This is a genomic window from Amycolatopsis sp. WGS_07 (assembly GCF_045278895.1).
GTDB lineage: Bacteria > Actinomycetota > Actinomycetes > Mycobacteriales > Pseudonocardiaceae > Amycolatopsis.
The window spans coordinates 9,030,927-9,043,390 of record NZ_CP136053.1 but is presented as its reverse complement, the minus strand read 5'-3'; the positions used below and the strand labels follow the sequence as shown (position 1 = coordinate 9,043,390).

The 12,464-nt window shown below is 70.5% G+C and carries 13 protein-coding genes; 9 read left to right on the top strand and 4 right to left on the bottom strand.

Going from position 1 to position 12,464, the window contains the following annotated elements; translation table 11 throughout:
• Window positions 1–8 precede the first annotated feature (8 nt).
• The 4 genes from RPX00_RS42460 to RPX00_RS42445 all read left to right on the top strand — a co-directional run bounded on the left by RPX00_RS42460 (window position 9) and on the right by RPX00_RS42445 (window position 2,327).
• Complete coding sequence (locus tag RPX00_RS42460) at window positions 9–875, top strand: CHAD domain-containing protein (RefSeq protein WP_406634272.1); 867 nt, start codon at window positions 9–11, stop codon at window positions 873–875.
• 15 nt (window positions 876–890) lie between these two features.
• Window positions 891–1,316 carry a DUF6292 family protein gene (locus tag RPX00_RS42455; RefSeq protein WP_406634270.1) on the top strand — a complete coding sequence of 142 codons (426 nt, stop codon included), beginning with the start codon at window positions 891–893 and terminating at the stop codon, window positions 1,314–1,316.
• Window positions 1,317–1,328: 12 nt separating this feature from the next.
• Window positions 1,329–1,451 (top strand): hypothetical protein, encoded by a 123-nt coding sequence (locus RPX00_RS42450; RefSeq protein ID WP_406634268.1) that lies wholly within the window; start codon window positions 1,329–1,331, stop codon window positions 1,449–1,451.
• Window positions 1,452–1,520: 69 nt separating this feature from the next.
• Entirely contained in the window at window positions 1,521–2,327 is an 807-nt protein-coding gene (locus RPX00_RS42445; protein WP_406634266.1) for a SigB/SigF/SigG family RNA polymerase sigma factor, read from the top strand.
• Here RPX00_RS42445 and RPX00_RS42440 read toward each other — a convergent pair.
• The gene (locus RPX00_RS42440) at window positions 2,296–2,721 is read right to left on the bottom strand and encodes a hypothetical protein (RefSeq protein WP_406634265.1); all 426 of its coding nucleotides are present in this window, start codon (window positions 2,719–2,721) and stop codon (window positions 2,296–2,298) included. The genes RPX00_RS42445 and RPX00_RS42440 overlap by 32 nt on opposite strands.
• Before the next feature lie 172 nt (window positions 2,722–2,893).
• Here RPX00_RS42440 and RPX00_RS42435 point away from each other — a divergent pair, with 172 nt between their 5' ends.
• From RPX00_RS42435 to RPX00_RS42420, 4 genes are all read left to right on the top strand, one after another.
• Window positions 2,894–4,114 carry a helix-turn-helix domain-containing protein gene (locus RPX00_RS42435; RefSeq protein ID WP_406634263.1) on the top strand — a complete coding sequence of 407 codons (1,221 nt, stop codon included), beginning with the start codon at window positions 2,894–2,896 and terminating at the stop codon, window positions 4,112–4,114.
• A 32-nt stretch (window positions 4,115–4,146) separates the two neighbouring features.
• Window positions 4,147–5,376: an amidohydrolase family protein gene (locus RPX00_RS42430; RefSeq protein ID WP_406634261.1), complete on the top strand. Its 1,230-nt coding sequence runs from the start codon at window positions 4,147–4,149 to the stop codon at window positions 5,374–5,376.
• Between the two features lie 116 nt (window positions 5,377–5,492).
• Complete coding sequence (locus tag RPX00_RS42425) at window positions 5,493–7,574, top strand: prolyl oligopeptidase family serine peptidase (protein ID WP_406634259.1); 2,082 nt, start codon at window positions 5,493–5,495, stop codon at window positions 7,572–7,574.
• An 11-nt stretch (window positions 7,575–7,585) separates the two neighbouring features.
• Entirely contained in the window at window positions 7,586–8,074 is a 489-nt protein-coding gene (locus RPX00_RS42420; RefSeq protein ID WP_406634257.1) for a hypothetical protein, read from the top strand.
• A gap of 3 nt (window positions 8,075–8,077) precedes the next feature.
• On the opposite strand, the gene RPX00_RS42415 is transcribed toward RPX00_RS42420, so the two are convergent.
• On the bottom strand, window positions 8,078–8,857 hold the full coding sequence (locus tag RPX00_RS42415) for a helix-turn-helix domain-containing protein (protein ID WP_406634255.1): 780 nt from the start codon (window positions 8,855–8,857) through the stop codon (window positions 8,078–8,080).
• 58 nt (window positions 8,858–8,915) lie between these two features.
• Here RPX00_RS42415 and RPX00_RS42410 point away from each other — a divergent pair, with 58 nt between their 5' ends.
• Window positions 8,916–9,809 carry an alpha/beta fold hydrolase gene (locus RPX00_RS42410; RefSeq protein WP_406634254.1) on the top strand — a complete coding sequence of 298 codons (894 nt, stop codon included), beginning with the start codon at window positions 8,916–8,918 and terminating at the stop codon, window positions 9,807–9,809.
• On the opposite strand, the gene RPX00_RS42405 is transcribed toward RPX00_RS42410, so the two are convergent.
• The gene (locus RPX00_RS42405) at window positions 9,802–11,148 is read right to left on the bottom strand and encodes an MFS transporter (RefSeq protein ID WP_406634252.1); all 1,347 of its coding nucleotides are present in this window, start codon (window positions 11,146–11,148) and stop codon (window positions 9,802–9,804) included. The genes RPX00_RS42410 and RPX00_RS42405 overlap by 8 nt on opposite strands.
• A 16-nt stretch (window positions 11,149–11,164) precedes the next feature.
• Window positions 11,165–12,430 (bottom strand): hydroxyacid-oxoacid transhydrogenase, encoded by a 1,266-nt coding sequence (locus RPX00_RS42400; protein WP_406643277.1) that lies wholly within the window; start codon window positions 12,428–12,430, stop codon window positions 11,165–11,167.
• Window positions 12,431–12,464: the final 34 nt, after the last annotated feature.

Genomic DNA, 12,464 nt, shown 5'->3' with positions numbered 1-12,464 from the left:
GATCCGGAATGCCTTCCGATACCGAGGCCGTGCCCGTGTATCTGTACGAGCAGTTCGAGCGGTTGCGCCGTGCTGAGATGGCCTTCCACGACGGCGCTGACGATTCGGTGCACCAATTGCGGGTCGCGGCGCGGAAGCTGCGGAGCACCCTCCGGACCTTCAAAACCTTGGTGGGCAAGAAGAACGCCGACGCGGTCGCGGCGGAGCTGAAGTGGCTGGGCGGCGAACTCGCCCCCGCGCGCGACGCCGAAGTCAGCCAAGCTCGCATCGAGGCAGGTCTGGACGACGTCCCGCCGGAGCTGGTTTTCGGCCCGCTGCGGCAATACCTGGCCCGCGGTTTCACCCGCACCTCCCAGGCGGGACTGGCCCGCGCGGCAGAAGCGTTGTCCAGCACCAGATACGCGACCCTGGTGCAGTCGATCGCCGCGCTGATCGAAACAACGCAGCCGACGGAACGAAAAGCGTTGCGGAGACCGATGCGAAAGGCCGCGCGCAAACTCGATCGAGCGACCGCCGCGACAGCCGGGCTCAGCGGCGACGAGCTGGAGAAAGCGCTGCACAATGTCCGGAAGAAGGCCAAGCGCGCGCGTTACGCGGCAGACGTCGTCCGGCCGGTTTCCGGCAAGAAGCTCCGCACCTGGCGCAAGCACGTCAAGGCAATACAGCGCACGCTAGGCCAGCACCAGGACAGCGTGGTAGACCGCGCGACGTTGCGGCACTTCGCGATCGACGGCTTCAGCGAGAACCAAAACACCTTCACCTTCGGCCTCCTTTACGGCCGCGACGAAGCCGCCGCGAGCATGCTGCGCGACAGGTTCGCCGACGAATGGCGCACGCTGACGACCGGCGCGCGCCCCGCTTGGCTGAAGAACTGACCGCGAAAGGCACCCGTGACCGCGACGCCGCACAGCACCCCGCACACTGCCCTCGCCGCATTGCGCGGCTACCTCGCCGACATCACGCGGGCGCTCGGGATCGGCCTGGAATCCTGCACAATCGACCAGGACCCGGTGCTGTCGGCATACGTCGCGCTCGACGGATACCTGCCCGGTTACCCCGGGCGGGACGTCGCGCTCCTGTGGGACGAGATCCGAGGGTGGGCGGTCGCGGTCGAAACCCATTCCGGCGAGGACCTCATCGTCGTCCGGTACCTCGGCGGCGCCAGCGTCGCGCCGCCGCCCGAGCACCTCGTCCGGTTCGTCGCGGCGCTGCGCGAGGACGACCACCGGATCGGGCAGCTCGCCCCGCCGGTCCACCCTTCTGGTGGCGGTTGCGCCGAACTCGACACTCTGTCGCGTCCGCGCGGCCCGGCTTGAGCCCCCATTCGGGTGGACGACCGGTTGACCGGGCCGCCCGGCGGGTACCACCTCGCCATGAAGCTCCGGCTGCCCGGCGCCCGCCCGGCCGCGCCCGCCTTGCGGCGCGGCGCACTGTCCACTAAGGATGGTTAGCGTCGGTAACGCGATGTGCACCATGGCATTACCCGAGTCAGGTTCCCTTCGCCCGTCAGGAGGACCCGGATGACCGCGGCGACCATGACCCGCACCCGGCGCAGCGACGATTACCGGCACTGCGCCGCGTTGTTCGAGGAGATCAGCCACGTCGCCGAGGACACCGGCGAGCACGCCCGGCTCCGCCGCCGCCTCATCGAGGAGCATCTGCCGCTGGCCGAGCACATCGCCCGGCGGTTCGCCCGGCGCGGGCAGCCGTCCGAGGACCTCCTGCAGGTCGCGCGGATCGGCCTCATCAACGCCGTCGACCGGTTCGACCCGGCCCGGCAGTCCGATTTCGTCGCCTTCGCCGTCCCGACGGTGATGGGCGAGGTCCGCCGGTACTTCCGCGACCACACGTGGTCGGTCCGGGTGCCGCGCCGGCTCAAGGAACTCCACCTGACCCTCGGCCAGGCCGCCACCGAACTGGGCCAGCGCTACGGCCGCGCGCCCACCGCCCGCGAACTCGCCGAGCACCTCGGCCTCGGCCTGGACGAGGTCGCCGAGGCGCTGCACGCCGGCAACGCCTACCAGGCCGCCTCGATCGACTACCCGGCCCACGACGACACCGGCTCGCTCGCGCTGGCCGACACGCTCGGGGAAAACGATCGCGAAATCGAAAAACTCGAGGATCGCGAAACGCTCAAGCCGATTCTGCGCAATCTGCCCGAACGCGAACGCGCGATTGTCGTCATGCGGTTTTTCTGGAATCTGACGCAAAGCCAGATCGCCGAGCGGGTCGGGCTTTCGCAGATGCAGGTGTCGCGGCTGCTGGCCCGGACGCTGAGCACCCTGCGGGAGCAGCTCACCGAGGCGGCGGGTCCGTCGGCTCGGTGAGTTCGGGCAGGCGGCTTTTGATCGTCGCCACCTGACGGCCGAGCGCGAGGACGTGTTCGAGCCGCTTCGCCACTGCCGGGTCGCCGGTGGTTTTCTCGCCGACCGGTGGTGCTTCGACGCCGTCCTGCTGTGCGTGCAGCGCTCGCATGGTCGCGGTCCAGTCGGCTTGGACGAGGACGTCCGGCTCCGGTGGAGCGGTCAGCTCGAAGTGCAGGCCGTGCGGGCCGAAGACGGTCGTCCAGTATTCGGTACCGCTCGGAGCGCCGTCGAGCTGGTAGGTCATCGTGTACGTTCCGCCCAGCTCGGCGGCCGCGGCGCGCACTTCCGCGGACGCCGCGAGGAGCTGGTTCATCCGGTCGACGTGCGCCGGGGACATGAATCCGGGGATGTCCAAGGGGATCACTTCCTTCGCCGTTCGAAGCGAGTATCGGGTGGCGCGCCGCGTCCGCGCTTCCGGCAGATGTCCGGAACCTCGCGGGCACGGGCACGACATCTGTCGTGCTGAGCGCGGGATTCCACGTCATCTGTCGCTCGCAATCCGGATGCCGCCGGGGGAGAGTGGAGGCATGGCGGACGGCCTGCAGGAGATCGTCGACGAGCTGGCCGAGCGGCTGCGGCGCTCGGTGGCGATCGACGATCCGTCGATCCGGCTGCTCGCCGCGAGCCGCCACTTCGGGGACGAGGACAGCGCCCGCGTGTCCTCGGTGCTGAACCGGTCGGTCGACGCGGACGTCCGGGACAAGGTCCTCGCGCAGGGCATCGCGGAGTGGACCGGGCCGGGCCGGGTGCGGACGCCGGTGGACGGCGTGCAGCCGCGGGTGTGCGCGCCGGTGCGTTGCGCGGGGCTGCTGCTCGGGTACCTCTGGCTGATCGACCCCGGTTCGGCCCTGGACGAGAAGCAGCTGGAGCTGGCCAAGGACGCCGCGAGCCGGGCGGGCGCGGTGCTGTACCGGCGGCTCGTCGTGCACGAGCGCACGCAAGCCCGGCAGGAGGCGATCCTGCGAGAACTCGTCTCGTCTGATCGCGGCATCCGGGCCCAGGCCGTCGAGGACTTGCGGGCCGAGCAGGTGTTCCCGGACAGTGCGACGCGGTTTCAGGTGCTGGGTGTGCAACACGCCGGGGGCGCCGAGCCGCAGCAGGTGGCACTTGAGGCCGCGGTCGAGGACGCTTCGGGGAGTGCGCTGACGGCCGCCAACAAGTCCCGGGCGTGGCTGTTGTTCGGCAGGCGGGAAGCTCCGTCCCGCCGGGAGCTGGACGAGGCCTGCGCGCGCCTCGCCGCGCGATTCGGCCGGCTGACCCGTGAGAGCGGGCAACTCGTGTTCGGGATCGGCAGTGTCGTTGACGGCATCGAGCAGATCAGTGTCTCGTACCGGCAGGCGTTTCTCGCGGCACGCGCGGCCCGGTTCGTGCCGTCGCTCGGGCCGGTCGCGCGCTGGGGCGAACTGGGTCCGTACGAACTGCTGCTGCAGATGCCCGCCGACGACCTCGTCGCCGCGTCGCACACTCCCGTACTCGACGCGCTCGATCGGGACGCCGGGTTCATCACCACGCTGGAGAGGTTCCTCGACAACGCCGGGGACGTCGCCAGCACCGCGAGGCAGCTGAACATCCACCGCGCGACGCTGTACCACCGGCTGAAGCGGATCGAACAGCTCACCGGCTGCGCACTGAACCGGGGCGACGACCGGCTGACCCTGCACCTGGGGCTGAAAATGCGGCGGCTGGCCGAGGGCTACCGGGCGGAAACAGCGTCCGCCGAGGCGCCGAGGATCCGGTCGGTGTCCTGATCTCGTCGAGAGTTCCGTGGAAAGGAGCCGAAATGTGGTTGGCAGGCGCGACGGTAGCCGACGGTACCGGAGCGGATCCCGTTGCCGGGCAAGCGATTCTGGTCGAGGACGGCCGGATCGCCGGGCTCGGCGGGACCCCGCCGCCCGGTGCTGAGGTGCTCGACTGCACGGGGCTGACGCTCGTGCCCGGCCTGATCGACGCCCACGTGCATCTCGGCATTTCCAGCGACATCGCGGCCGACACTGGCTACGGGCTGCCCGCCGCCGAGATCGCTGCGGACATGTTCGCCAACTGCGCGCAGACCCTCGACGCGGGGTTCACGACGGTGCGCGACACCGGCGGCATCGACGGCGGGCTGGCGGGTGCGGTGGCGAAGGGGAAGATCCCGGGGCCGCGGATCCTGCAGTGCGGACCGGTCCAGTGCCAGACCGGCGGGCACGGCCATCTCGCCAGCGGCTGGGAACCGGCGCACCTGTGGGCCGGGCACGGCATTCCCGGTCTGCGGGAGCTGTCTTTCCTGTCGGACAGCCCGGATCAGATGCGCGGCAATGTCCGGGAGGCGTTCCGGCGCGGAGCGGACTTTCTGAAGCTGTGCGTGACCGGCGGTGTCGTTTCCTATCACGACAAGCTTTCCGACACCCAGTTCACCGTGGAAGAGATCCGCGTCGCGGTGGAGGAGGCTGCCGCGCGCGGTACTTACGTGACCGTGCACGCGCACAACAACGCCGGGCTGCGCACCGCGATCGAGGCCGGGGTGCTTTGCGTGGAACACGGCACCGCGATCGACGACGAGATGGCCGCCTTGATGGCCGAACGCGGCGTCGCGCACGTGCCGACGCTGACGGTGGTGCGAGATCTCCTCAAGGACGCCTCGCGCTTGGGCCTCCCGCCCGAGATGGCGGAGCGCGCGAAGGGCGCGTGGCAGGGCCAGCTCGACGCGATCCGCGCGTCCCGCGCCGCCGGGGTCCGGGTGGGGCTCGGCTCTGACCTGGTCGGGCCGGGTCAGGATCACCGCGGGGACGAGCTGGTGCTCCGCGCGGAAGCCGAATCACCGATGGCGGCGCTCGTCGCGGCCACGTCGGTGAACGCGGACATCCTCGGGATCGCGGACGAGACGGGCACGATCGAGGTGGGCAAGAAGGCCGATCTGGTCGCGTTCGCGGGGGACCCGCTGACCTCGCCGGAGCTGTTCGGCGACCGGGAGGCGGTAGTGCTGGTGGTTCAGGGCGGCCGGGTGGTGAAGGACCGGCGCGCCTCGTGACCCCACGCGACCGATGCCGCACCGGCGCGGCGAAACGTGCGGCAACTGTCGCGGGTCGCGGCCGCCCCGGGCGCACTACCGTGAGTGTCCACAAAGGATGCGGGAAGGGCGGGACGATGACGGGCGAACGGCTGGACTACCCGGCGGCCAGGACAGTCGACGACCTCGACACCGTCGCGGGCCTCAGTTTCCCCGATCCCTACCGCTGGCTGGAGGACGACTCCGCCGAAACGGCAGCCTGGCAAGCAGCGCAGAACTCGCTGACCGACGCGTACGTCGAGAAATGGCCGCACCTCGCCGCGCTTCGCGAGCTGGTGAGTCACTGCGTCGCGGACGGCACCGGCTCGCCGAACTGGATGGTCGAGCCGGCCCCGCGCTTCGCGGGCGGGCGGTGGTTCCGGCTCGACCGGCTTCCCGAACCGGACTACCCGGATCGTGCCGTCCTCGTGGTCTCCGACGCCGCGGACGGTCCGGGCCGGGTGCTGTACGACCCCAACGGCGACGGCAACCGGCAGGTCTCGTGGTTCGCGCCGTCGCCGGACGGGAAGGCGCTCGCCTGCGGGGTCTGCGCGGACGGCTCCGAACTCGGCGAGATCTGGTTGCTGGACACCGAAACCGGCGGACGGCTGCCGGACCGGATCCCGCATCCGACGATGGGTCCGCTGGTCACGCCGCAGTGGCTGCCGGACAGTTCGGGGTTCTTCTACACCGCGGGCGACCTGTCCGCGGAATCGTTCGCCTTCCGCGCGTATTTCCATGCACTGGGCGAGGAACCCGCCGCCGAACCCGAACCGGTCGACGTCGACAACGCGCCCGCCGTCCAGGTGGCCGCGGACGGCAAGCACGCCGTCGCGACCGCCGTGTGGCCGCTTCCGCAGTACGTGTGCGACCTGCCGGACCGGACGTGGCGGCCGTTCGTCCAGGGCATCGATTCGTCGGTCGCGGGGGTCATCGATGGGGACCGGTACGTCGCGGTCACCAACCACGACGCGCCGCGCGGACGGATCGTCGCGATCGCGTTCGCCGAGCCGAATCCCTCGGACCCGGCGACCTGGCACGAACTGGTTCCGGAGTCCGGGCGGGTGCTGAGCCAGGTCCGGTTGATCGGCGGCCGTCTGGTGGTGACCGGTTCAGTGGACGCCGAGGCGCGCGCCTGGGTCTTCGACTGCGCCGGGCGGGAACTGGAGGAGGTGCCGCTGCCTGGCCGGGGCGCCCTGCCGCTCGACGTGCTTCCGAGCGCGGCGCTGGCTCCCGACGGCCACCCGGACGAGTTCGTGTTCGTGTTCTCGACGCCCACCTCGTCACCCGGGTTGTACCGCTACCGCCTCGGTTCCGGGCAGGTCGACACCCTGCGCGCGCCACGTGTGCACCTGCCGGGCGCGACAGTTTCGCTGCGCTGGGCCGAATCCGCGGACGGTACGCGCGTCCCATACCACCTCGTCCTGCCAGCCGGAGCGGACGGCGCGCTCCCGACCCTCATCACCGCGTACGGCGGCGGCCGGGTCGCCTGGCCCGCGCAATTCCCCGGCCCGGTAGCGGCTTTCGTCGCGGCCGGGGGAGCGCTGGCGATCTCCCACCAGCGCGGCGGCGGCGACCTCGGCTCCGACTGGGCCGACGCCGGACGCGTCGAGCACAAGCAGAACAGCTTCGACGACCTCTACGCGATCGCCGAACACCTCCTCGCCACTGGCGTCGCCACCCGCGAGCAGCTCGCAGTCACCGGCTGGAGCAACGGCGGCATGATGGCCGGAATCGCCTACACCCAGCGCCCGGACCTGTGGGCAGCAGTGGTGGCTCAATGCCCGATCCTCGACGTGCTCGGCTGCCACCGGCACCCGTACGGACGGTTCGCCATCGGCGCGGACTACGGCGACCTCGGCGAGCCGGACGACGTCGCCCGGCTCGCCCGGATGTCGCCGTACCAGCTCGTGTCCGGCTCCGTGCGCTACCCGGCGCTTTACGTGCACGCGGGCGGAGCGGATGTCGCGTGCCCGCCCGGGCCGGTGCGGAAGTTCGTCGCGCGGGTGCAGGCCACGACGACGAGCGCACCGGCGCTGCTGCGGGTGTGGGACGACGTCGGCCACGGGACGGCTACGAGCCGGTCGGACAGTGTGGTCCATGCGGCGCATTGGCTGGCGTTCTTGCTGGAGCGGTTCGGGATGTCCGATCAGCTCACTTCGCGCGCCGGGACGCCCTAAACTCGGCGGTTGTGATCTGGCTGGCACCGCTGTTCACCTTGCTGGGCACCGCTCTCGGAGCCGGGGCCACCCTGCTCGCCGACCGGATCCGGTGGCGGAGAGAGACCTCACGGCAAGACCAGCGGGCCCGGCGCGACTCTTACGTGGTCTTCCTGACCGCGGTCCAGGACGCCAACGCCGGTGTCCGGTCGGCACTGGCGGGAGACCACGCTCCGGACGAGTCCCGGTCGTCCGCGGCGCGGTCGGCATTTCGCGGCGCGGGATTGTTCGCGGCCCGCGAGCAGCTCGCCCTGATGGCTCCGGACGCGGTCGTCGCGGCGGCGGATCAGGCGCTGCGTCAGGCTCGCCAGCTGCGCGATCTGGTCATCGCGGGCCGAAGAATCGACGATGCCGGTTACCTCCGTGCGCTCGACCGGTTCCAAGCTGCCCTCGACGCGGTGCGCTCCGCGATGCGCACCGACCTCGGCACGGCACCGCTCACGGTCGAACTCGCACTCTGACACTCACCCGCGCACGTATTCGGTCGGCGTGCAGCCGGTCAAACCGCGGAAATCACGGTTCAGATGGGATTGGTCGGCGTAACCGCACTCGATCGCCAGCTCCGCCCACGACCGCGCGGACGGCAGCCGGGACACCGCGCGGTGCAGCCGGGCGATTCGTCCGGCGGTGCGGGGCGAAAGGCCGATCTCCTCGCGGAAACGAGCGTTCAGATGCTGCCGCGTCCAGCCGATCTCGGCGGCGACCGCGTCGACCCGGGCCGGGCCGGAGGTCAGCCGGTGCCACGCGGCCCGCACCGGACGGGCCAGCTCCGGGCCGGACCGTACGCGGGGGAGCAGGAAGTCGTCGAGCAGGGCGAATCGGGTGGTCCAGTCCGATGTGGACGCAAGTTGCTCGATCAGCAGGTCGGCGTCGCGGCCGAGGAGATCGGCGGCGGAGACGCTCGCGTTCGCCAGCAGACGCAGCGGCAGCCCGAACAACGCGTATGCGGCGGCCGGGGTCAGCGCGATCGTGAGCCCGCGTGCCGACCCGCTTTGCGGCACGAGCAGCGGACGGTCTCGCAGGCCGAAGACTGGAGACGGCGGCAGCTGCGGGGAAAGCGGCTCCAGCTCCAGGATCATGGTGATCGCGCCCAGCGGCGTTACCCGCCACGGCATCGGGTCGGCAGGCGGGAATTCGTGGCCCGCGTAGGTCAACACACCCGGAATCCGCGAAAACCCGAAAACGTGCCGACCCTGCGCGTTCGTGATTTCCTGGCGCGGCACGACCAGCGACCACTCCGTCATGCCGCCATCTTACTTTCGTCCAAGACCGGCGAGGGGCGCGTGAAATAGCGTCCCGGTCATGAAGAAAACCGGTCAGTTCAAGAATCCCGAGGCGCGGCAACGCTACTTCGCCCTCTACGAGCAAGCGATGCGGGAATGCCCGCCACCCGACGAAGTGTTCGACGTCGGCTGCCGCCACGGGACCGCTCGCGTCTACCGCTTCGGCGACGGTGGACAGCCGACGGTGCTCCTGCCGGCCCTGATGGCGACCTCGGTCTGTTACGCGCAGCTGATCCCGGGGCTCGAAGGCCCGGTCTATGCCGTCGACACGCTCGGCGAAGCCGGCCGCAGCGTGCAGACCGCCCCGTTCGCCGGCATCCGCGACCGCGCCCTTGGCCTCGATGAAGTCCTCGCCGGACTCGGGCTCAGCGACGTCCTCCTCGTCGGCGGCTCCACCGGCGGTTGGCACGCGGTCAACCAGGCCATCCACGCCCCGGACCGGCTCGCCGGGATCTGCCTGCTCGACCCGACGACGGTCAGCGCCAAGTTCTCCGCGGCCACGCAACGGCGCGCGCTGAAAGCGATGGTGCTGAACCGTGACCGCGACTGGCGGAGTTTCGTGGCCTGGTCGGCGGGCGAGGACGTGTTCGACCAGCCCGCCGCGCAGGTGATCGTCGCCGGGATCCGGTCTTACCGCGCCCGGATCTCGCTCCAGACCCGGCCGAGCGACGACGCTCTCCGCGCGATCCGGACGCCGGTCCGGGCGTTGTTCGGCGGACGCAGCGTCGTCCACGATCCGGTCGCGGCGGCGGCGAATCTCCGCAGGCTCGTTCCGCACGCGGAGGTCGACGTCATGCCGGAAGCCGGGCATTACCTCTATCTCCGCCCCGCCGACCGGCAGCGGATCCGGGACGTGCTGAACGACCGCGTCCCGGGCGACAGCAAGCCGCCCGGAACGCCGTCGTTCAGCTGACGCGGGGAACCTCCTTGACCGGCCGGGAAGTCCGCACCTCCTCGTCGTCGAACAGGTCGCTCTGCCGGATCGCCAGCGTGCAGACGACGCTGATCACGGTCGTCGCCGCGAGGTAGACCATGATGCCGGTCGTGCCGGTGCGGCCCGCGAGGTAGGCGAGGATCAGCGGGGTGAGCCCGGACGCCACGACGCCGGAGAGCTGGTAGACGACCGAAATCCCGGTGCAGCGGCGCGAAATCGGGAACAGCTCCGCGTAGAACGCCGCCTGCGGGCCGTACATCACCGGGTAGCTGATGCCCAGCACGGCGACCAGCGAGAGCGTGATCAGCACGGGGTTGCCGCTGTGCAGTGCCGCCAGTGCCGGGATCGCCAGCACCAGCGTCGTCACCGCTCCGGTCGTGAACGTCCGCCGCCGGCCGAACCGGTCGGACACTCTGCCGAAGACCGGGATGAACACGACCATCACCGCGGCCGCGATCATCACTCCGACCAGCAGCGGCTGCCGGTCCAGTTTCAGCGTTCCGCTGCCGTAGGAGATCACGAAGACCGCCCACGCGTTGAAGGCCACGCCCTCGGTGAACCGGCTGCCCATGCCCAGCAGCAGATGCCGCCGGGAGAGCTTGTCGCGGACCAGTTCCACGGCGGGCACGGTCGCGGTGCCCTCCTCGGCCGCCATGGTGCGGAAGGCCGGGGTTTCCATGACCTTGACCCGGATCACCAGGCCCGCCAGCACCAGCACGGCCGACAGCAGGAACCCGATCCGCCAGCCCCACGAGAGGAACGCCGCGTCGCTGGTGATCGCGTTGAGCAGGGCCAGCACGCCGGTGCCGAGCGTGAGCCCGATGGCCAGCCCGATCTGCGGGAAACTGCCGTAGAGGCCCCGTTTCCCGGCCGGGGCGTACTCGGTGGCCATCAGCACGGCGCCGCCCCATTCGCCGCCGACCGCGACGCCTTGGGCCAGCCGCAGCACGACGAGGATGATCGGGGCGGCCGGTCCGATCATCTGGTAGTCGGGCAGCAGGCCGATGAGGCAGGTCGCGGTGCCCATGATGAGCATGGTCGCGACGAGGATTTTCTTGCGCCCCACCCGGTCGCCGAGGTGGCCGAAGACGAACCCGCCGATCGGGCGGGCGAGGAAGCCGAGCGCGAAGGTCGCGAAGGCCAGCACGGTGCCGACCAGGGGATCGGAGCCGGGGAAATACAGTTTGTTGAAGACGAGTCCCGCGGCGGTGCCGTACAGGAAGAAGTCGTACCACTCGACGGTCGTGCCGAACACGCTCGACGCGACTACCAGGCGGACGTCGGTTTCGCCGTTGCGCGGAGCAGGAGTTGTCGCCATTGATAACTCCCGGTGGTCAGAGCGAACGGCGGAAAATGTCTTCGAGCGCGGCCCGGGTGACCGGACGGGGCACGACGGCCAGCTGCCGGGTCTGCTTCAGCGTGCCGTCGACGAGGGTGTCGATGTCCTCCTCGCCGTAGCCGAACGCGTGCAGGCCCTTCGGCATCTGGATGTCGGCCATCAGCTCGGTGAGCACGTGCGGGAGCGCGTCGGCGCCGTCCGTGGCGGTGAAGGTCTGCCCGCCGGACAGCAGGTGCGCGGCGTGCAGATGCCGTTCCGGCGACGCGGGATAGGTCCAGCGGAACACCTCGGCGGCGGTCGACGAAACGGCCTGGCCATGCGGGACCATCGGCATCTCGGGGTAGCCCTCGGCGCGGTACTGCTTCACCGCACCGGCGACGGGATAGGCGTTGGCGTGCGGCAGGTGGGTGCCCGCGTTGCCGAAACCGGTTCCGGCGTAGGTGGACGCGAGCGCCATCTGGGTGCGCGCGGTCAGGTCGCGTCCATTGAGGACAGCGGCGCGCAAATGCTTGCCCACCAACGTCAATGCCATCTCGCACCACACGTCGCTGATCGGGTTGGAGCCGCAGAACGCCGGTCGCTTCATCGGCTCTTCCGGCGCGGGCTTCGCGTCGAACGCCACGCTGGTGTAGCTCTCCAGCGCGTGCGAGAGCACGTCCATGCCGCTGGCGGCGGTGACCGCCGAGGGCAGGCTGATGGTGGTGCGCGGGTCGACGACCGCCAGCGACGGGCGCAGCGACGGGTGGCTCACCCCGGCCTTGAGGTGCAGGCCGAGCAGGTCGACTACGCAGATCGTGGTCGATTCGGAGCCGGTGCCCGCGGTGGTCGGCACGGCGATCAGCGGCTTCAGCGGCAGCCAGGGTGCCTTGCCCGCGCCGATCGGCGGGGTCACGAAGTCGAGCAGTTCGCCGGGGTGCGTGGTGAGCAGGTTGACGGCCTTCGCGGTGTCGATCGCCGAGCCGCCGCCGATCGCGACGAAACAGTCCCATTCCTGCTGGCGGGCGTAGGCGACGGCCTCGTCGATGCTGGCGTCGGTCGGTTCGACGCCGACGCCGTCGAAGATCTCGCTCTTCACCCCGGCAGCGCGGATCGAGTCGAGCGCGCGGTCCGGGATGCCGGTGGCGCGGACGCCGGGGTCGGTGAGGATCAGGCACGACTTGGCCTGCCGGGCGGCCACCTCCGCGCCCAGCTCGTCGAGCGCGCCGGCACCGAACTTCAGCGGGGGCGCGGCCCAGGTGAACACGCTTTCGTTGCGGGGCATGTCGGTCAAGAAGACCACTCCTCACGTCGAAGTT